The sequence below is a fragment of the Labrys sedimenti genome, from assembly GCF_034424805.1.
GTDB classification, from domain to species: domain Bacteria; phylum Pseudomonadota; class Alphaproteobacteria; order Rhizobiales; family Labraceae; genus Labrys; species Labrys sedimenti.
Genome location: NZ_JAXOUF010000004.1, coordinates 399,836 through 419,551 on the forward strand (window position 1 = coordinate 399,836; position 19,716 = coordinate 419,551).

A 19,716-nucleotide genomic window follows, 5' to 3' on the forward strand; every position below is an offset into this window, starting at 1 on the left:
GATGGTCCAGGACAAGGCCTGGTCGACGACCGACAACGCCATCAGCGCCAGCGTCTTCAGCCTGTTCGTTCTGGCGGGCAGTGTCTACATCATCGCCGCCAAGCTACTGCACTATCCGGCCTTCCTGGTGACGTCAGTGCCGGTGGCGGTGATGGTGGTCTATGCGCTTGTCATCGTCGTGCTGCGGCGCTTCCGCCTGCGCTTGGACCAGGCGGGTGACAATATCTATTATATGGGTTTCCTCTTCACCCTCACCAGCCTCGGCGTATCGCTCTATCAGTTTCAGGCCGAGGGTGCGGTGGAGGAAATCGTCCGCAATTTCGGCGTCGCCATCGCCTCGACCATCGCCGGTGTCGCCCTTCGCGTGCTGTTCGGCCAGATGCGGCAGGATCCCTATGAGGTCGAGCTGGCCTCGCGCCTGGAACTGTCGGAAGCCACCCGGCGGGTTCGCCGGGAGCTGGACACCATCGTGATCGAAATCGCGAATTTCCGCCGCTCTTCCCAGCAGATGATCATCGAGGGATTTGGGGAAGCCCGCGAGGGTGTGCGGGATGCGACCAGCAGGGCGCTCGGCGACTTCGAGGATTTGACCCGGAAGGCCGCCGGGCCGATCGAGGCGAGTGCCGATGCCAGCACCACGATCCTGAAGGCATTTGCCAAATCCGCATTCGAGAGTGTCGAGGCGGCCAATACAAAGTTCGCCGCGGAAACGGCGAAACTGTCGGAAGGCACGGACAGGCTCACGGCGACCTTGGAAGCGGTGTCGGACCATCTCAAAAGCCTGCAGGTGCCCGCCAACGTCATCGAAGAAAAGCTGCAGCCCTCGGTCGGTGAACTGACGCAGGCCGTCTCCCGGTTGAGCAACAGCGTGGCAACCTTCATCGAGCACAACTCGCCGATGACACCGACCCAGCTTCTCGACACGGAAGCCAAGCGCAATGCCCGCATCGACAATCTGGCGGAGGCGATTGCTAGTCTGACCAGGCAGATGGAAGAGGCTGCCGCAGCCAAGCAGAGCAGGCCGCTGCGATATATCAGGCGCCTTTTGCGCAAATCGGCAGCGGCCGATGCGTAGAGCAACCTCCATCGGCTCGGATGGAGCGGCCTATCGGCGCGGCATCGTCCTCGGCCTGACCATGGCGGAGATCATGCTGCTGCTGGTTTTCTGCCTGCTGATCGCCCTGACGGTCATGTTCAGCCGGGAACAGGAGCGTGCCAACCTTCTTGCCGCCCGCCTGAAGCACGCCGAAGCGGCGTTCGCAAAGGAGCAGCAGACGTCGAAGGATCTCGCCACTCTCCTCGACGAGTTCAAACGCGCCGGAGCAATTCCCCAACAAGTCGACGATAGTTGGCGCAAACTGGTCGAAGCGCGCGCTCTCGTCGACAGATTGCAGAAGAGCGGTGTCGATCCGGATCAGCTGAAACAATATGCCTCGAAACTCAAGGACATCCTGCCCACGCTGACCACCGACGTCACAGGAACCGATCTGGCAACGGCATGGCTCCAGATTGCCGAAGCGAAAAGCCGAATGACAACCACCGAGCTTGGGAATTTGTCGGTGTCCGAGGTGGCCGACCTCATCGTCAAGGGCGCCAAGACACAGCAGGCCGAGCGAGAGGGGCGCGGCGAGCACGACTGGCCACCGATCATCAATTTGAGCGAAGCCAGTGGCTACAATTTTGCGATCGGCCGGGCCGACCTCACGCCGGATTTCGACAAGAAGCTCAAGACGAACGTGGTCGAGCGGGTGGCGAAGATCGTCGCCGAATATGATGTCGATGTCGTCGAGGTGATCGGCCACACGGATGAACAGGCCGTCAACAACCGCGCTTCCAATCTGGATGGCAAGCTCATCCCTGCCCTGGCAGGCAAGGTGCAGATCGATGGTCTCACCCCCGCGGACAATGCGGGTCTGGGCATGGCCCGGGCCGTGTCCGTCGCCAGGGTCCTGGAGAATGACCCGCGCCTCAAGGGCGTGACGGTTCTTCCTCTCTCCGGAGGCCAGATGATCCTGCCGGGTGACAAGGTGACCGATGGATCCGTCAGGGGCGACGTCAAGGAACGGCGCCGGATCGAGATCAGGGTGCGAAGGTCCGAAGGCAAGGCGGCGAGCGGCCTCCGGCCTGAATCGGGGACGCACCCCTGACCCGACGCGCCGTCAGCCTCACATGGAAAACAAGGCGCGCGTCAAGGCGTGGTCGGCATCGACAAGCCCATCCAGAATGTTGAAGTGGTGGCGATCGGGTTCTTCGACGACGTCCGTCTCGATGCCGAGACCGCGCCAGATATTACCGAGGAGCGCATTCTGGCGAAGGAACTCGGACGTCTCCCGGGCACCGGCCCAGCAGATCAGCCGGCTGCCGGGCAAAGGATCGAGCAGGGCCGGGCTCTCGCTTTTGGCTTCGTTCGTATCGATCTTCAGCGTTGCATTGCGCGCAATATTCATCAACGGCCGAAGGTCGTGCAGGCCCGAAACAGAGAGTGTTCCGGCGATCCGGTCCTGGACTTCACCGGGAAGCGGCGTCGTTTGGCTGATCATGCGCGTCACCAGCTGGCCACCGGCGGAATGGCCGGTCAACCGGATCGGGCCCGGCACGATGCTCGCAGCCGCCACGATGGCCTGGCCGATCGACTTCGTGATGTCGGCGATGCGCACCTCCGGAGCAAGCGGGTAGCTGGGTATCGCCACTGCATAGCCATGCGCCAGCGCCCCCTGCGCGAGATGCGACCAGAAGCTCTTGTCGAGCGCCATCCAAAATCCGCCATGGACGAAGACGACCAGACCGGCCGGGCTCCCCTTGGGATGGAACAGGTCGAAGCGCTGGCGAAGATCGTCGCCATAGGCAAGTTCCAGCCGCGCCCGGTCATCGGCGACGAGCGTCTCGCGGGCAATCCGGGCGGGCTCGACCCAGGCATTCGGCCACGCCGCGCTCCCGGGGATGTTCGCTGCGTTGTCGTAAGCCCAGGTCCAGTCGACCACCCGATATCGCATCTTACTCTCTCTTTCAGGCCTGCCGCTCGCAAAGCGGGGCTCGCCTCACCCCGCTCCCGCTTTCCGGAAAGCCCTGGTCTCAGTCATTGGCCTCTGGAGGCAGAAAATCGACGTCGTGTTCCGCGGAAGCACGTATGACGGCTTCGACATCGGACATGTTGTGCAGGGTCTTGAACAGGTCCCGCAGCCGGCCGGCGGGCGACACCCAGAAAAGCGCGCGAGCCGGCTTGTCCGTCTTGTTGAAATAGCCGTGCGGGATGCCGCGCGGCATGCGCACCAGGTCGCCAGGCTTGGCTGTCTGCCACTTTCCGTCGAGTTTCAGCTCCAGCTGGCCTTCCAGCAGGAAGATGAATTCATCCTGAGTCGGATGGATGTGGACAGGCACGAACTGGCCGGGTTCGGAATTCGCCTCGAAGGCGAAGGTCGACCCGCAATCGGCCTTCGGGAAATAGCGTTGGCCAAGAATGTTCCATTCGACCTGCTCATAGCCCTCGCCGTGCCGCGTGATACCGCCATCCAGTTCCGTGGTCATCGCGATCCCTCCCCTTTTGTCTGGTTTCAATATTCATTCACAAGAAAAGACATGCGCCGCCCTCGGGCGGCGCATGCACCGGGATCATAACCTCGTCTGCGTATCCTGAAATGGGTCTTTTCCACGAAAAGCCCATTCTCCCGTCCAATCCGCAGCAGGCCCGCGAAATGGGAGACGGCCCTCGTCATCATCGACCGTTCAAGGACTGCCATGACCCCAGAATCTCTATTTCGAAGCGAGTTCCGAACGTCCCGTCTTCCTGCGCCACGGCATGAATCGGGATCTGGCGGAACAGAGCCACCGGGGCTATCGGCCTCGCCGCCGCATCTGCCATCTCGAGGGCCGATCGTCCTCGATCTGTCCCAACCCGTATAGAATGTCCGCCACAGTGGTCTTCAGCTTGGCGGCCAACTTCACCGCAACGTCGGGAGGGATCGCTTCCCGGCCCGCCGCCCATGCCTCCAGCTGGGTAAGATCCACGCCCACCCGCCTTGCAAGCCATGAAGGGTCCATACCAGCCTGGTTCATCGCCTGAGCCAGGCCATTGGGATATTCAGCGGCCATCTTGATTCAAAAGTCTGCAGGGAAACCTATTGCTGTCGTCCCGGTCACCTTGGGCGGTGAATATGACAGAAAGAAGCCCGCTATGGACGCTCCGGGCTTCTACGAGAAGTACTCCCCGATTTATGCCCGCGAGTGCTGGAGGTTTCTGGGGCTCCGATCCCCCAATTGTTGGACCGCCCGACTGAGGGAGCCCTGCCCAATCCGTCCAGGATCAACTTCATCCTGTCGAGCCACTTTCTGGGGTGCCGATGCCACCGGTAGGCTGGATGGAGGTGTTGCGAGACCCCCATCCAATCGGAGCCAGCATGATCGCTGGCTCATGTCCTACTGGTGCTATCCACGGCGGTCCCGCCCGGCCAAACCAGGTCCTTTAGCCTTCGGCATAAGGCCCCCTCAACCCGAGCTTTTCGGTCAGCGCCGTGTAGCGGTTGGTGTCCCGCACGAGAGCGGCGCCATAGCGCTGCAGCAAAGTGGCGCGACGGTCCGGATCGGTGGTCGATGACAGCGCTCCCCAGATCGCGGCGAGGGATTCCACGGCCTCGCGCGCCTGGCGCAGGACTGCTTCATCGGCGACCGCGCGAGCAAGCGTGCCACCTGTCACGGCACCTATGCCATTGACGGTGCGGGCGCCGGCATTGCGGTAGCCCGGCGGCAGATCGCCCTTCAGATTGGTGACGACGCCATACTGGATGACGTCGAAGATCTGGTCGACGGCCTGCCTGGCCCCCTCCACCCGCGAGGGATGATCGGTGTCGGCGGCGGCATGCGGCAAAAGTTCGAGCTTGCCTGGATGCCGGCTTTCGAGCGCGCGATAGGGCACCATCGGGCCCGACAACGTGCCGTCGGCCGCATTGCGGAAGAGATCGGCGTCGATGCAGGCATAGGAGACCTTGCCTTGGGCAAACGCCGCATCGAGGGCGTCGGCGTCGACCACTTCGCCACGGTCATAGTTGATGAGCACGGCGCCATCGGCGAGGCGGTTGAGGATATCGCTGCCGATCAGCGACTGGTTGGCGAAGCGTCCGCTCTTGGCATCGACCGGGCCGAGGCCGGTATGCACGGTGAGGACATGGGCCCCCTCCGCCGCAGCTTCGGCGGTCGGAGCGTATTCGAAGCCTTCCGACTCGATCCAATCCTTGTGCCGCTCGCGGGCATGGATGGCCACCTGCATGCCAAAGGCGCTGGCGAGCTTGGCGAGCTCGCGGCCGATATTGCCATAGCCGATCACCGCGATGCGCCGCCCTTCCAGCTTTTCGGTCGGGAAGTCGCGCAAATGCTTGCCGGTATCGAACTCGCCGGCGACGACGCGCCGATGCAGTTCGTCGACCTTGAGGTCGGGCGCCACCTTGAGCAGGGCCTTGAAGGCCATCTGGGCCGTCGCCCGGCTGTTGAAGCTCGGCGTGTTCATCAGGGGCGCTTCGCCGCCGACGCCACTGCCGCCACCCCAGGAGACCGAGCCCATATTGCCGGTGCCGGCGCCGATGCGCACGCCGCCGAGCGGAAACACCGAATTCTTCGGCAGGAAGGTGGCCGCGGCAATCACCGCATCATATTGGCCCTTGTCGGTCTGCGGCAGGAGCTCTGCCTCGGTGCTGAGATTGGGTTGGTAGAAGAAGTGGATGCGCCCCTTCTCCAACGCGCCTTCGTCCCGGATCGGCCCGAGATGGAAGACGCCGCCCTTCGCTTCGATGTGGCGGCGGACTTCCTGGTGATCGGGCTCTCCCTCACCGTCGAAGCGCATGCCGATGAGATCGGCCACCAATACCTTGTAGGCCCGGTTCGGATCGTCGCGCCTGACACGCTCGCCACCGCCATCGGCACTGGCCGGGAAGGTCTCGCCAAGCCTGGCGAGCTCTTCTTCGAGCACCACGATCTTGGCACGCAGATAGGCGTATTCGAGATTGTCGAGCAGGGCATCGATGTCCTCCACCGGCCGGATGCCGCCGATCCAGGCGCGATAATCGCCGGGCGTGCCGGGGAAGGCGTTGACATAGCGGGCAACGTCGAGACCGCGCTCATGCTCGCCATTGGGATGGGTGATGCCTTCATAGGCAAGAATTTGCTTGGAACGGGCGATGATACGGGCATGGATGGCGGCGTCGGTGATGTCGGCATCCCTGATGCGCAGCAGCGTCACCGCCGCACCGCGCCGCTCGGGATCGGCGACGCCGAGCTCGAACAGGGGATGGCTGGCCACCCACTGGTTCACGGCGGCGCGGTTGCGCACCGAGCGCTTGTAGAGATCCTGAACCGACCCGAGGCGCTTTTCCGAGCGCAGCAGGCCGAAAGTGGTCTCGGCAAAGGCAAGGGTGGAGTAGGTGTTGATCACGCCACCCAGCATCTTGTCCTGCGCCGGGTCATAGATCGGCCCGACATTGACGGTCCTCTCGCCGGTGAGAGGGCGCTTGGGATCGACCGGCGCCACGATCTTGAGCTGGCGCGGGATTGCCCAGGACGGCGACTTCTGGTTCCTCTCGATGAGATCCAGCGCCTGCGGCGTGAAGGAGACGACGAAGTAGCCCGAGATACCGCCGATCGCCTTCTGGAACGGCATGAACAGGCAGCATTTGGCAATGACGCTCTTCACCGCCTCCTCGCCCCAGGGCATGGCGCCGAGCATCGAGGTGGCGTCGAGCACGGCATGGTGTTCGGCCGGATTGCGGTCGAGCCATTCGAGCAGATTGGCGATGTCCTGGGCGGTATAGGTCGTGGCGCCGGTGGTCTCATGCCCAACCCCGATGAAAAGCTTGACGCCCATCTTTTCGAGCGCGTCGGCGCTGGGAATGGCGCCCTCTTCCTCGGCAAAGTGGATGCGGGACTCATCGCCATTGCGGGCGTAGCGGTGCATCTCGATGAGCTGCGCCCCCCAGGACTGGCGGAAGAAGCCGCCGGCCTTGGCGGCTTCGGACTCCGGCCGGAGCGTGTCGACATAGACATGCTGGCCGGGATCGCTGGCGGTCACCAGGTGGAGGGCGCAGACCGTGAAACCGCTATGGCCACCGCCGAGCCCCACCGCCATCTTGTTCGCCTTGGGGAACTCGAAATAGCGATGGATCTCCCGCATCATGTCGGTCAGGAACTTGTCGGCGGGATAGCCCCGATGCATGCTCCGCCCGACCTCGGCCGTGGTGAAGGGGCCGAGATCGGCACCCCGGTCGTCGAGCTTCCGATAGTTCTTTTCGAGCCAGCTATCGAATTCGAAGCGCAGGAGACGGGCATCGACCTCGTCCAGCGTGCCGTCGGTGATCGGCCCAACGCCGAAGAAGGGATTGGAGGTGCGCGCCGGCGGCCCCGAACGCGTCAGTTCGAGAGTCTTGTCGCGTTGTGCCTTCAGCGTCTGGGCATTCGCCATCGGTCGGCGTCTCCTGTTCGAGTGGAAAAGGCTTCTTGGTGCCCGATAATAGCCGGCGCTCGCTGCCGTAAATATCGCGAGCCCGACTCAACATTCACCTTGCTGCGCATTTCGGAGCGGGGGCGAGGCGGGCTGGAGAAGCCTCGTTGAGAGGAGCCGATCCCCTGCCGGGCCGGATTGCCGATCCTCCGCTCCCAAAGCAACGGAGCAGAGCGCACCCGTTCATCCGCCCCGAGCGCCCGGGCATGCGCGACGATGGATTGGATGATGCACCCGCCCGCTGCTCCGAAGCGGGGCCGACCCGAGCCACGTCAGCTTGACAGCGAGCGCGTCGGCTATGCCCGGGGAAGCCGAAAAAGACTTTGCACGAGCAATGGCCTCGCAAGCATCCGCGTACAGCCTTATAATCCAGCCTTGAACAAGCATTGACCGACCAGATCCGCTCCTCTAGCGTTTGAGATCACCTGCGACGGCAGCGCCACTCGAATGGCAAGTTTGCTGGCTAAGAGCAGGGTGCCGCATTCTCGTGTTGATGGAGTCTTGCGCAATAATGACAAGCGATCGACCAATCCATATTGGGGTGCTGTTCTCGAAAACGGGTTGGACCGCGGCAACCGAGCGCAGCATGCTGTCCGCGACCAAATTCGCCATCGACGAGATCAATGAGGCAGGGGGCATAAACGGGCGCGAGCTCGTTCCGATCTATGGCGATCCCGAGGGAAAGCCATCAGCATATCAGGATATGGCCCGCGAACTTTTGTCGGAAAGGAAGGCAAGCATTATCCTTGGATGCTATACTTCCAGCCAACGCAAGGCCGTCTTGAGTGTCCTGGACCGGGAGCATGGATTATTGTGCTACCCGGCGCAATATGAAGGCTTCGAATATTCAAGGAATATCGTTTATTTTGGCGCAGTTCCTAATCAGAATAGTTTTTTCCTAGGATCCTATCTTCTGGAGAACTTCACGCCGAGACTGTACATCGTTGGTTCGGATTATGTGTGGCCGCGTGAATCCGGGAGGATCATGGCAGATCTGATCAGCTCCCGCGATGGCGAGATCGTTGGCCAGCGCTACCTTCCAGAAGAAGCGTCGATTGAAGAATTCGACGCCCTGATCAAGGACATGAAAAGCCGCAAACCGGATATCGTGTTCAACAATTTCGTCGGCAATTCGAATGTGAAATTCTACAAGGCCTATGCCGACAACGGCCTCGACGCCTATCAGATGCCGGTGGCAAGCTTGACGACCAGCGAAACCGACATCCGGGAAATCGGCATCGGTGCAGCATCCGGCCATATTACCGCGGCCACCTATTTCCAGTCGCAAACCAACTTGGCAAACAGGTCGTGCCTCGAACGGTACCAGGCCGTGCATGGCGAACAGCCAAATGCGAACATGGGCTGGGAGGCCGCCTACACCCAGGCCCATGTGGTCGCGCAGGCGATGCGGCAGTGCGATTCCGACAACGTCAATCTCGTACGCGCGCAAATCCTCGGTTCGACCTTCGACGCGCCGCAGGGTGTGATCGCCATCGACCCGTTGAATTCCCACGCGCATGTCTGGCCCAAGATTGGAGTCGTGCGAGAGGACGGGCAGTTCGACATCGTGGCCGAGACCAGCCACGCCATCCCCCCCGACCCGTATCGGGCCGCCTATTTCCTGGATGACGAGGACACGCCATTGCAGCCTCCCGACCTGCCGAAAACGCTTCGCGCCGACTCTTTCGGCACTCAGGAGTGATCCAGTGATGCCTGGGAAGCCCCATGCGCTTCGACAGGCAGGCCGCTCGCGACAAACGGATGCCGGTGAGAGGATCTGATCATGCGGGGTTCCCATTCCTCCAGTGGCAAGGACAGGGATCAGATGGTTTCGGTCAAGGACCTGCGATCCTTGCGTGTCCTGCTCGTCCAGCCGAAGAACAGCGAAGGCGCGGCTCTACGGTCTCATCTCATGCGGATCGGCTGTCATGTGGAAGAAATCTGGCCACCGCCGAGCACTTTCGAGAACATCGATATCGTTTTCGCAATGTTCGACCAGATCATAGAACACAAGCTGACATTTGAATGGCAGGCCGACGATCCCCCTGCGGTCCTGATCGGGGTGATCGACTATGAAAATCCCCTCGCGATCGACAGACTGCTGCGAATTCGAGCGAATGCCGTCATCGGGTTGCCGATCCGACCCTTCGGGATTCTCACCAATCTCCTGGTGACGGTGAATAATTTCCGGCGCGAAAAGCGGCTTTGCGCAAACCTGCTCCGCATGCAGGCCAAGCTCGAAACCTGCCGCACGATCGAACGCGCCAAGCTCGCGATGATGCTTACAAACAGCCGTTCGGAGCAGGAAGCCTATGGCATGCTGCGCCATTTGGCGATGAGACGGCGAACCACGGTGGAGGTCGTTTCCGGGGAAATCCTGAGCGCCCTCGATTGGAGCGACGATGAGGACCTGCCGGCATCCCCCAGGGAATGGTGCGATCCTGAACTTCCATGACGAATGCGGGCACAGCCCGACCGGCTCTGGCGAGATCTATCGAAGATGCCGCCTTGGCGACGCCTGAGACAGGGCGGTCATGCAAGCCGGGCTGCACCGAAGGCGCAGCCCGCAATGGTGTTCTACGTTGCCGAACTGCGCCTGGAGTCGAGCATGACCGGCTCGCAGTTCCCGACATAGGTTCTCGCCTCCGCCCGGGCTGCCACCAGGAATTCGCGGCGGTCGGAGGCACATGCCAGGCAAATCGGTTCATGACGGAATGATGGGTCGCGATCCATTTCGTGGGCAATATAGGCCTGGGAACAATGACTGCAGCGGATCCTTGCGGTCCAGGGATCGTCGACCTCGCGTCTGGGGTCGTGCGGCCGCTCCACGATATACCAGTTCGCGCGCGCGATCCCCAGAGACGCCGCATAGATGACGACGGCTATCGCAAGGGTGATCGGCGGTGCCCAGATGCCGCCGAAGCTGCCGCCGAATACCAGGAGCAGGCAGCCGACTACCGATGCCACCACCCAGGCTCCGAGTCCGCCCGGGTTGACCAGCGGAACCCGGCCGGGACGAAACTCCAGCATGTCGGCCTTGATCCCGCGCAGATAGCACCAGCCGACATGGGTCATGGCAACGCCAACCCAGGCGACGATGATCACGCCCTGGAACTGCAGCGTCTGCAGCAGGTAGCCGAAGACATTGGTGAGCATCACCAGGAAGATCACGACCGACATGATCGCCACCCACACGGTGCGGGGCAAAGAGATCTTGAATGCCCGCGCAAAGAAGTTCTGCATGTTGGTGGATGAAAGATAGAAGTTGATCGTGTTGATCCTGGTCTGGCTGACCCAGACCAGAAGCACGCCGAAAGGCCCCATTAGCGCCACGATGCCAATGATCGCCGACGTCTCCGACAACGGCCCCACGATCGGAATGGTCTCGGCGATGAAGATCCCGACTGCGCCGTTGATCAGCAGTGTGACGACATAGAAGGGAATGCCGAAGCTCGTATTGCCGTTGGCAATCGCATCCTCCTTGCGGCCGAAGCGGGCTACGTCCCACGTCATCATCACCACGACCCACACGCCCATATAGACCGTGAAGGCGAACCACCAGCCAGGAACACCCATGTCGGCGCTCTTTGCTGGAAGATGAGTCAGCCAGTTGTTTGAATATCCATGTGTAACGATCGCCCAGATGACGCAGGCGATGAGGCCAAGGACATAGAGAGGAAGCAAAACCCCGTTGATCCGGTCCAGCCAGGTGCGGACGCCGCGCATGACCAGAGGGGCGCTGTAGCAGCAGACGATGAAATACCACAGGCTCATCGGTCCGCCGAAATAGTCCTGAAGAGCGATCGCAACGATGGTGCCCTCGGCAATGGCGTAATAGGTGATCGTCACCCCGAACAGCAGCGCGGCGAACGTTGCGCCGACCTGCCCGAAAACCGCTCGGGAAAACAGCGCCACATTCGTACCGCTTCGTGCCGCAAAGCGGGCGGCGACATTGCACAGAACGCCGTAGACCACGGTCGATAGCGCAATGCCGATCAGCGTATCGACCGTGCCGACCGACAATGCGACGGTGCTGCCGACGACGACCCAGAACATGGCGCTCATCAGGCCGAACCAGGCCATCGCAAGCGAAAATCGCGAGCTACGCCAGGTCGGCGGCACGATATGCAAAGAGAAATCCTCGGCGGCCGCCTGGCGCAAGACTCCAGGCTCGTCCTGGTAGATGATGTCAGGTTTTGGAACGCTACTGGCTTGGTCCATGATGTCCCCTCTGTGGTCGCGGTCGCACCAATGACGGCTGGGGAACCAGGGATCAGTGGCCGGTCCGCAGGATGTGAAATTCCAACCGTCTCTTGGCGCGGCTGGCTGTTTCCCTACACGCGAGAACTACCTTCAGCAGGTGCATGCGCGGGCCTGCTCGCGCAGAAGGCGAAGCGATGGAAGCCCATATCATCGAAGATGTGCGCGTTGCCCTGAACACGATGGCGTTGGCGTTCCCAGCCAACCCAGCGCGACTGCAGACCGCCCCAAGGAGCGGCACTAAAGCGTTTTGCGATCTGGTGGAATCACCAAGAACCGCAAAGACGCGTCGAACCAAAGAGTGAGGGCAATGCAGCGGTTGGGTCTAAACGCGCTTTGCTCCAGTGCGGAGGCGGAGCGTTCCGTGCTCCGCCTCCCCTCCGCGGTCGCCTCAGGCAGCCCGGGATCTTTGGGTCGCTTCCTGGCCCAGGACCGCCAGCGTCTTGCCCCAATAGGGCACGACCCTGCGCTTGAGCATTTGGCGAAACTGACTGGTCGTGTTGGGCAGGAGGGTGCCATCACCCCAATCGAGGATCACGCCATATTGCCGGACGCAATCCATCTCGTTGAGCTTTCCGGCGCGATAGTCCGCGGCAATCGTCTCGGCATCCGCATCGAGCCAGCCCAGGCGAGCCGCGGCGATGTGCTGGCGCTCCCTCTCGGTTGCCTCGACATCGACCTCGTACTGGGCCAGGTCGCGGTCGATCACCCTGATGACGACACCATAGTCGATCCGCGCGCGCTCAAGGCTGACATATTCGTCGGCCACGTCCTCGCAAACCAGTTGCGGGTCGCGCAGCAAGGGGTCGCCGACGCCGCCGCCACCGGCGGATGGGCGCGTGAACACGTCGTCCAGCTCGATCGGCAGGTTGGAGAAGATGGACCCGAGATAGCGCTCCTTCTCCGTCCCCTTGTTGAGCCAGACGCCGTGCGGGATCGAGGGCAGGCCGCCCCACATACCCCATGTGACGGAGCGCTCGCGATCGCAGCAATAGGACACCACGATGCGCTCGCCCTCGAAGACGGAGCCCCCCTTCTCGGCGCCAAGCCCGCCTCGGGACTCCCCGGGACCGGCCGAGTCCTGAACGAAATCATGGCATTTCGTCAGCACGGGAGCGAGGCGCTCCTGGCCCTCGAGGGGCTGGATGCCATATTGCGCGCCGAACACCGGGGCCGTGGCATTGAAGCCGTCTCGGCCGTTGCGACCGCCCCAGCCTCCTGCCATCCAGTCATACCACATGAAATAGGGACGCCCTTTGATCCTGGTGTCGCGCCCTCCAACCAGCAGATATTCGAGATTGAAGGCGCAACCCATGGTGCGTTCAGGCAGGATCTCGGCCCAAAGGCCGAACACCGAGTTCATCAGCTTTTCGAACGGGCCTGAACAAAAGCCGGCGCAGGGGCTCGGCCAATCGGCGTTGACGACGGTCCCCGGCTCTCCCACATTCACCGTCACGGCTCGGTAGAGGCCGGAGTTCAGCGGCAGGTCCGGGAACTGATATTTGGTTCCCGCCACGATACCCGCGAACGAACCCCCATAGGCCGCGTTGAGGAAGGTGGAAATCTGCGGATGCGATCCCGACAGATCGTAATGCGCATGATTGCCATCGATCGTGAACTTGATCTTGATCGGGATCAGGCCCTCCTCAAGCTTGGGATCCTGATCGATATAGTCCTCGGCGTACCAGGTGCCGTCCGGCAGCTCAGCCAGACGCGCGCGCATGAGCACTTCCACCCAGTCCTGCACCTCCTGGAACGCGGTCTTGATCGTTTCGACGCCGTATTTTTCGCAGAGCCTGATGATCTCGCGTTCGGCGACGGCGGTCGCCTCGGCCTGCGCCTGCATGTCACCAATGACATCGCCGGGGTTGCGCGTATTGGCGGCGATCATGCGGGCCACGTCTTCGAGCCAGACGCCTTTGCTCCAGACACGCACCGGCGTGATGCGCAGCCCTTCGCCCATGTGGTCGAGCGCTGTGATGTTGAAGGACCCCGGCGCTGCGCCCCCCATGTCGGCCCAATGGCCATTCGCCTGCGAGTATCCGATCAACTCGCCCTTGTAGAACATCGGGCGCAGGATCCGCGTGTCGTTGAAGTGACTGCCGCCGCGGAACGGGTCGTTGATGATGAAGACGTCGCCGGGGTGGATGTCGTCGCCGAACGCCTCGATCACCGCCTTGCAGGTATAGTGGAGCGTTCCCACATGCGCGGCGATGTCGCCTGTTCCCTGCATCACCAGGTTGCCTTGGGGATCGCTCAGCCCCGACGAGAAGTCGCGGCAGTAGATCACGAACGAATAGCAGGTTCTCAGCAGCTGCTCGGCCATCTGGTCGACGATGTTGACGAAGGCGTTGCGCAGAACCTCGAATGTGATCGGGTCGAGTGTGGTCTTGAACACCGTCTTCCGATCCGCAGGGAGGGGCGGATGCTGGATGCCCTTGTCGGACAGCCCTGCATATTTGTCGGAGTTGCTCATGCTGTTCTTCCTCTCCATGTTCCTATGCCTGGCATCGCTTATGCGGCGTCGAGCTTGATCTGGATGTTGAGCCACTCGTCGATATGGGCGACGCAGTCCGGCGGGATGACGGTGGTCGAGTCGAGCTGGTCGATGACGGCGGGTCCCTTGATCGTGACCCCGGCCGCCAGATGATCGCGGTCATAGAGGTTGGTGGTCATCGCCTCGGCCTGTCCGTGGAACCAGACCTGCCTCGTTCCCTTGGGCGTCGCCTGGGCATCCTTGTCGATCTTGACTTTCGGGAAGGAGGGTTTGGGGGTGACGCCGATGGCGCGAACGGTCAGACGATAGATTTCGACCGGAAAGTCCTCACGCCGGAAGTTGTGCGCCTTCTGATATTCGTTGTGGAAGATCGCGATCGCCTCTTTCATCGATTTGATCTGGCCGGAAACCGGCACCGCCAGCGAACGCCACTGGCCACGATAGCGCATGTCGACGAGACGCTGGAACGTCATGTCCTTCTCGTCGACGCCGTCGGTTTCAAGTCGCTGGCGCCCTTCGGCTTCGATCTCCCTGAACGCCGCCTCGATGTCGGCCGGATCGGCCTCGACGGCATCCTTGAAGAACATCCGGGTCACGTCGTGCTGGACATCGACGAGCATGCAGCCGACTGCGGAGGTCACGCCGGGGTTTGGCGGCACCACCACGACCGGAATGTTGAGCTCGCGCGCGATGTCGACGCCGTGCAGGGGGCCAGCACCTCCAAAGGCCACCAGCGCGAAATCACGCGGATCGTGGCCCCGGGCAATGGAGATCAGGCGAACTGCATCGGCCATATTGGCGTTTGCGACCCGCAGCGTGGCGAGCGAGGCCTCGATCACATTGAGCCCGAGCGGCTCGGCGATTTTGGTCATTGCCACCAGGGCGGCATCACGATCGAGCTTCATCGTGCCACCTGCCAGTTCGGTACCAACGCGTCCCAGGATGATGTTCGCATCAGTGTTGGTCGGTTCGGTGCCCCCGGCCTTGTAGCAGGCGGGACCGGGCACGGAGCCGGCCGATTGCGGGCCGTTACGCAGCGACCCGGCCTTGTCGAGCCAGGAGAGCGAGCCGCCACCTGCGCCAATGGTGAGAACCTCGACCGAGGGGAAGCAGATCGGGTGGCCCCAGTCGACCTCCCACTTGTCGGTCATCCGCAGATGGCCGTCTGCTGCGAGCGAAATATCGGCCGATGTTCCACCCATATCCAGGCCGATTGCATTCTTGTAGCCGCACAGGCCGGCGAAATGCCTGCTCGCGATCGCTCCTGCCGCGATGCCTGAAGCCGCAAGCCGCGCCGCATATTTTTCCGCCGTCGCCGGCGTTATCACGCCGCCGCCGGAATGCAGGAGCAGCACGTCGGCCTCATACCCGGCCTCAGTGGTTCTGCGGTCGATATCGCGCGCATAGGGCCGGATGATCGGCGCCAGGATCGTATTGGCGACCGTCGTGGAAAACCGGTCGTCCTCGAAGATCTCCGGATGGGTTTCGTGCGAGGTCGTGATTGCGACATCCGGCCCGAGCTCTTCGGCAAGAATTTCGGCCATTCGCAGTTCGTGAGCGCCGTTGACATAGGCGTTGATGAAGCACACTGCGACAGCGGTCACTTTCCGCTTGTGCAGGATGCGCGCTACTTCGCGAGCCTCGGCCTCGTTGAATGGCTCGATGACCTCGCCGCGATAGTTGATGCGTTCGGTAACGGCGAAACGATCGCGCCGGCGAACATAGGGCGGAGTGCCTTCCTTGTAGGCATCCCAGGGGTCTTCTCTGGTACCGCGCCCGATTTCGAGAACATCGCGGAAACCCTTGGTCGTCACCATTGCCGCGGGCTTGAAATTGCGGGTTATCAGCGCATTGGTGGCGATCGTCGTGCCGTGGGTAAACAGTTCCACGTCATGCCAATCGATCCGAGCCGCGGCAGCGCCATTCATGACGGCATCAATCGGATTGGATGTGCTTGGGACTTTTGCAACGGTCTGGTTGCCGTTGGAGTCCAGAATGAAAACGTCGGTGAATGTTCCTCCAACGTCTATGGCAACTCGAACACGTGACCCATTAGACGCATAGCTGCTCAGTCTTCCGTCTATATTCATAGGCGGACTCCTCCAGATTTACGTTGGACAGTGTGATCCGGACAGCACAACGCATGTCGTGCTGTACGATTATCTTTTATGTTTGGGGGGATGGTCACGCACAGTACCTACTGCGCGCTGCGCAACGTGCCGTGACCGCGTTCTCTGTTGAACGTAACTGGTAGCATACGCACAAAATACTGAATTCGCCAAACGTTTTTTTACGGATCTCTGGCTTGGGCCGAAGACTCCCCGTTTGCGAAGATAAGTGGGGCCGGAAGAGGCGATGAGCTTGAAAAAAGCTCTGCCCAGACGTCCGTGAGCGTCCTGCCTCGGAATGAGCCTCCAAGCCCCCCGCGGGACACTTCAGACCTCGCTCTCCCGGCCGGCCTCCGAGAATGGGCTCGCCTTTGGGATTCTGGTCGGTCGACGCGAGGATTGTTACAAAGGCGGGGCAAGCCCGCTGTCTTACGAGGCTCTCAGCAGGTAGCCGAAATCGCCTTTGCGGGCGACGATGTCCGCCAAGGAATAGCGATCGAGTGTCGCCAGGAACGATTGCAGCGCTTCGTCCAGCACGCTTGTGAGACCGCAGGCTGGCGCGATGATGCAGGAACCGCAGCCGACCAGGTCAAAATCGTCCTCGGTATGACGGACGAGGGCGCCGACATTGATGTCGGCAGCGGGCTTGGCCAGGCGTATGCCGCCATGGCGGCCGCGCACGCTTTCCAGATAGCCCGCATTTACCAGATCGTTGACGACCTTCATCAAATGGTTCTGCGAGATGGCATAGGCGCGCGCCATGTCGCCGATCGAGCATAACGTGTCCGGCTTCCTGGCAAGGTACAGCAGCACGCGCATGGCGTAGTCGGTGTAGCGCGTCAATCGCACCGATTTGCTCCAAAAAAATATGCATCATTGTTGCATGTTTTATTTCGCCGGTATAGATGCGTCCAGAATACATGTTTTGTCTCGATCAAACCCTGTCCCGAAAGCCTCCAAATTACAGGAGATGTCATGCCGCAGCCGCTCAGTGCGCAAACCATCGCGCTCGTCAAAGCCACAGTTCCCGCCCTCGAGGCCCACGGCCTCGACATCGTCCACGAAATGTATTCGCGCATGTTCAGGAACCCTGACATTCGGGATCTGTTCAATCAGTCCCATCATGGCGATGCGGGATCGCAGCCGCGCGCGCTGACCGGTGCCATCCTTGCCTATGCCAGCAACATCGACAATTTGAGCGCGCTCGTGCCTGCAGTCGAGCGGATCGCGCAAAAGCATGTCGGGCTCCAGATCCTGCCCGAGCACTACCCCCATGTCGCCGATGCCCTGCTGGGTGCGATCAAGGCCGTGCTGGGGGATGCCGCGACCGACGAAATCCTCGCCGCATGGGGAGAGGCCTACTGGTTCCTTGCCCATATCCTGATCGCCCGCGAGGAACGCATCTATGCCGAGCAGATGAATGCCATCGGCGGCTGGAACGGCTGGCGCGACTTTCGCGTGGAGAACGTGGTGCGCGAAAGCAGCGTCATCAAATCCTTCGTGCTGCGGCCGGCCGATGGCAAGGGCGTCATGCACCACAAGGCAGGGCAATATCTCACCTTCTGGTTCGAAATCCCCGGCCACCCGCCGATCAAGCGCAATTATTCGATTTCGGCTGCACCGAATGGGCAGACCTATCGCATATCGGTGAAGCGCGAGCCCCACGGCCTTGCGTCGGGATGGCTCCACGACCACGCCGCCGCGGGAACGATCCTCAAGGTGGCGGCGCCAGCGGGCGAGTTCTTTCTTGCCGACCGTCCGGAACGCCCTGTGGTCCTCCTGTCCGGCGGCGTAGGCCTCACGCCGATGGTGGCGATGCTGGAGGCGCTGGTCGCCGCCGGCAGCAACGTTCCTGTCCACTACATCCACGGGACGCATAATCGCCAGACCCATGCGATGCGCGAGCATGTTCGGGCGCTTGCCTCCCGGGGCAAGGCGGTGCGCGTCACCGATTTTCACCAGACGCCGCTCGCCGATGAAACCGCCGGACGCGACTATGATCGCGCCGGCCTCATCACGGACAACTGGCTGATCGCCAATACCCCGGCCAGTGAGGCAGACTACTATATTTGCGGACCAAGGCCCTTTCTGCGTGCGGCGGTTTCGGCACTGTCGCTCGCAGGCGTGCGATCCGACCGCATCCACTACGAGTTCTTCGGCCCGGCGGACGAATTGCTCGCGGCCTGAGGTCTTCCCTACAGATGGACTCTCTTCGGTCGATATCGGCAAGGACATTCAACCGCCGCAATAGCGGCGGGCAGGCCGGTAATCAATTCAGGCCGGTTCCAGCCGCCTGCCGCTCTTTCCGTCGAAAAGGTGCAGCACGTTCGCCTCGCCCCTCACCGAAACCTGGTCTCCTACCTTCACGGCGCTATGACGCGGGAATTCGACGGTGACCATGCGTTTCCCACCAGTATCCAGGTAGCCAAAAGTCTGCCCGCCGAGACGTTCGACCATCGCCAATTCGCCGGTGAACCAGGCCTGGGAGGCATCGCAGGGTGAAAGGTCCTCTGCCCGGATGCCCAGAATGATCGGGGTCCCGGCTGCCCCCGACAGCCATGGCACGGCGATCCTGGCCCCGCCGATCGGCAGTTCGCCATCGCCATTCAGCTTCAGTTCCACGGTGTTCATGGTCGGGCTGCCGATGAAGCGCGCGACGAACAGGCTTGCCGGACGGTGATAGAGATCGAGCGGCGGGCCAACCTGTTCCATGCGGCCTGCATTCATCACGACGATACGGTCGGCCAGCGTCATCGCCTCGACCTGGTCATGCGTGACATAGACTGTGGTTGCCTGGATGCGCCGGTGCAGCTTGGCGATTTCGAGCCGCATCTCCACCCGCAAGCCGGCATCGAGATTGGACAGCGGTTCGTCGAACAGGAAAGCCTGGGGATCGCGAACGATGGCCCGCCCCATGGCGACGCGCTGGCGTTGCCCGCCCGACAATTGTCCCGGCCGACGCTCCAGCAGGGGCGCCAGTTTCAGGGTTTCGGCGGCCTGCCTCACGCGCTGGTCGATCATTTGCGCGTTATGGTCGCGCATGCGCAGCCCAAACCCCATGTTCTCGGCGACCGTCATATGCGGATAGAGCGCGTAATCCTGGAATACCATGGCGATGTTGCGCTCTGCGGGCGCAAGCGCATTCACCACTTTGTCCCCGATGCGCATCTCTCCACCGGTGATCTCTTCGAGCCCGGCGACCATACGCAGCAAGGTGGATTTGCCGCAGCCCGACGGACCGACCAGCACCAGGAATTCGCCCTCGGCGATATCGAGGTCGACACCATGGATCACCGTATGGGTGCCGTAAGACTTGCGAATATTCCTGAGGCCAATGCCCGCCATTGCGTTCTCCCCGATGCTGCCTGCGA

General features: G+C 61.9%; 13 protein-coding genes. 5 read left to right on the forward strand and 8 right to left on the reverse strand.

Annotated elements, in window-relative coordinates; genetic code table 11:
- Position 1 precedes the first annotated feature (1 nt).
- Together U1R88_RS16795 and U1R88_RS16800 are read left to right on the forward strand one after the other, a co-directional pair.
- Complete coding sequence (locus U1R88_RS16795; RefSeq protein ID WP_322432257.1) at positions 2-1,075, forward strand: hypothetical protein; 1,074 nt, start codon at positions 2-4, stop codon at positions 1,073-1,075.
- Positions 1,068-2,147, forward strand: coding sequence for an OmpA family protein (locus U1R88_RS16800; RefSeq protein ID WP_322432258.1), 1,080 nt, complete (start codon positions 1,068-1,070; stop codon positions 2,145-2,147). The genes U1R88_RS16795 and U1R88_RS16800 overlap by 8 nt, the downstream gene beginning before the upstream one ends.
- An 18-nt stretch (positions 2,148-2,165) precedes the next feature.
- Here the strand turns inward: U1R88_RS16800 and U1R88_RS16805 are convergent, their stop codons facing one another.
- The 3 genes from U1R88_RS16805 to U1R88_RS16815 form a co-directional block, all read right to left on the reverse strand.
- Positions 2,166-2,993 (reverse strand): alpha/beta hydrolase, encoded by an 828-nt coding sequence (locus U1R88_RS16805; RefSeq protein WP_322432260.1) that lies wholly within the window; start codon positions 2,991-2,993, stop codon positions 2,166-2,168.
- 79 nt (positions 2,994-3,072) lie between these two features.
- A complete protein-coding gene (locus tag U1R88_RS16810) occupies positions 3,073-3,525 on the reverse strand; it encodes a cupin domain-containing protein (RefSeq protein ID WP_322432261.1) in 453 nt (150 codons plus the stop codon).
- Positions 3,526-4,459: 934 nt separating this feature from the next.
- Positions 4,460-7,441, reverse strand: coding sequence for an NAD(P)-dependent oxidoreductase (locus tag U1R88_RS16815; protein ID WP_322432262.1), 2,982 nt, complete (start codon positions 7,439-7,441; stop codon positions 4,460-4,462).
- A 550-nt stretch (positions 7,442-7,991) separates the two neighbouring features.
- Between U1R88_RS16815 and U1R88_RS16820 the strand changes: the two genes are divergently transcribed.
- Entirely contained in the window at positions 7,992-9,182 is a 1,191-nt protein-coding gene (locus U1R88_RS16820) for a transporter substrate-binding domain-containing protein (RefSeq protein WP_322432263.1), read from the forward strand.
- Between the two features lie 81 nt (positions 9,183-9,263).
- Complete coding sequence (locus tag U1R88_RS16825) at positions 9,264-9,935, forward strand: ANTAR domain-containing response regulator (protein WP_322432264.1); 672 nt, start codon at positions 9,264-9,266, stop codon at positions 9,933-9,935.
- 122 nt (positions 9,936-10,057) lie between these two features.
- Here the strand turns inward: U1R88_RS16825 and U1R88_RS16830 are convergent, their stop codons facing one another.
- From U1R88_RS16830 to U1R88_RS16845, 4 genes are all read right to left on the reverse strand, one after another.
- Positions 10,058-11,701 carry a purine-cytosine permease family protein gene (locus U1R88_RS16830; protein WP_322432265.1) on the reverse strand — a complete coding sequence of 548 codons (1,644 nt, stop codon included), beginning with the start codon at positions 11,699-11,701 and terminating at the stop codon, positions 10,058-10,060.
- Between the two features lie 430 nt (positions 11,702-12,131).
- Positions 12,132-14,216, reverse strand: a complete 2,085-nt coding sequence (locus U1R88_RS16835; protein ID WP_322432266.1) for a hydantoinase B/oxoprolinase family protein — start codon at positions 14,214-14,216, stop codon at positions 12,132-12,134.
- A 38-nt stretch (positions 14,217-14,254) separates the two neighbouring features.
- The gene (locus U1R88_RS16840) at positions 14,255-16,327 is read right to left on the reverse strand and encodes a hydantoinase/oxoprolinase family protein (RefSeq protein WP_082979494.1); all 2,073 of its coding nucleotides are present in this window, start codon (positions 16,325-16,327) and stop codon (positions 14,255-14,257) included.
- Positions 16,328-16,774: 447 nt separating this feature from the next.
- Complete coding sequence (locus U1R88_RS16845) at positions 16,775-17,194, reverse strand: RrF2 family transcriptional regulator (protein WP_322432267.1); 420 nt, start codon at positions 17,192-17,194, stop codon at positions 16,775-16,777.
- A gap of 126 nt (positions 17,195-17,320) precedes the next feature.
- On the opposite strand from U1R88_RS16845, the gene hmpA reads away from it, so the two are divergent.
- A complete protein-coding gene (gene hmpA / locus U1R88_RS16850) occupies positions 17,321-18,532 on the forward strand; it encodes an NO-inducible flavohemoprotein (protein WP_322432268.1) in 1,212 nt (403 codons plus the stop codon).
- Between the two features lie 87 nt (positions 18,533-18,619).
- Here the strand turns inward: hmpA and U1R88_RS16855 are convergent, their stop codons facing one another.
- Positions 18,620-19,690, reverse strand: a complete 1,071-nt coding sequence (locus tag U1R88_RS16855) for an ABC transporter ATP-binding protein (RefSeq protein ID WP_322432269.1) — start codon at positions 19,688-19,690, stop codon at positions 18,620-18,622.
- Positions 19,691-19,716 lie beyond the last annotated feature (26 nt).

Excerpts from the sequence above, each read along its gene's own strand:
- U1R88_RS16840 (WP_082979494.1), bottom strand. The coding sequence starts at position 16,327 with ATGAATATAGACGGAAGACTGAGCAGCTATGCGTCTAATGGGTCACGT.
- U1R88_RS16810 (WP_322432261.1), bottom strand. The coding sequence starts at position 3,525 with ATGACCACGGAACTGGATGGCGGTATCACGCGGCACGGCGAGGGCTAT.
- U1R88_RS16805 (WP_322432260.1), bottom strand. The coding sequence starts at position 2,993 with ATGCGATATCGGGTGGTCGACTGGACCTGGGCTTACGACAACGCAGCG.
- hmpA (WP_322432268.1), top strand. The coding sequence starts at position 17,321 with ATGCCGCAGCCGCTCAGTGCGCAAACCATCGCGCTCGTCAAAGCCACA.
- U1R88_RS16815 (WP_322432262.1), bottom strand. The coding sequence starts at position 7,441 with ATGGCGAATGCCCAGACGCTGAAGGCACAACGCGACAAGACTCTCGAA.
- U1R88_RS16820 (WP_322432263.1), top strand. The coding sequence starts at position 7,992 with ATGACAAGCGATCGACCAATCCATATTGGGGTGCTGTTCTCGAAAACG.
- U1R88_RS16800 (WP_322432258.1), top strand. The coding sequence starts at position 1,068 with ATGCGTAGAGCAACCTCCATCGGCTCGGATGGAGCGGCCTATCGGCGC.
- U1R88_RS16855 (WP_322432269.1), bottom strand. The coding sequence starts at position 19,690 with ATGGCGGGCATTGGCCTCAGGAATATTCGCAAGTCTTACGGCACCCAT.
- U1R88_RS16795 (WP_322432257.1), top strand. The coding sequence starts at position 2 with ATGGTCCAGGACAAGGCCTGGTCGACGACCGACAACGCCATCAGCGCC.
- U1R88_RS16825 (WP_322432264.1), top strand. The coding sequence starts at position 9,264 with ATGCGGGGTTCCCATTCCTCCAGTGGCAAGGACAGGGATCAGATGGTT.
- U1R88_RS16835 (WP_322432266.1), bottom strand. The coding sequence starts at position 14,216 with ATGAGCAACTCCGACAAATATGCAGGGCTGTCCGACAAGGGCATCCAG.
- U1R88_RS16830 (WP_322432265.1), bottom strand. The coding sequence starts at position 11,701 with ATGGACCAAGCCAGTAGCGTTCCAAAACCTGACATCATCTACCAGGAC.